Origin of the sequence: Chromohalobacter sp. HP20-39 (genome assembly GCF_033052815.1) — a bacterium.
Lineage (GTDB): Bacteria > Pseudomonadota > Gammaproteobacteria > Pseudomonadales > Halomonadaceae > Chromohalobacter.
The window spans coordinates 1-231 of record NZ_JAWHTP010001235.1 but is presented as its reverse complement, the minus strand read 5'-3'; the positions used below and the strand labels follow the sequence as shown (position 1 = coordinate 231).

General features: G+C 60.6%; 1 protein-coding gene. It reads right to left on the bottom strand.

Annotated features, from left to right (window positions below; genetic code table 11):
- The coding region (gene nuoK, locus RVY79_RS21815; RefSeq protein WP_317466712.1) for an NADH-quinone oxidoreductase subunit NuoK at positions 1-231 on the bottom strand (231 nt) is incomplete at both ends.

Genomic DNA, 231 nt, shown 5'->3' with positions numbered 1-231 from the left:
CGGAAGAACACCACGAGGATGGCGAGGCCGATCGCCGATTCGGCGGCCGCCACGGTCAGCACGAACAGGGTGAAGACCTGTCCGGTGATGTCGTTGAGCTGCGTCGAGAAGGCGACGAGGTTGATGTTGACCGAGAGCAGGATCAGCTCGATCGACATCAGGATGACGATGATGTTCTTGCGGTTGATGAAGATGCCGAGCACGCCGAGCGTGAACAGGATCGCCGCGACG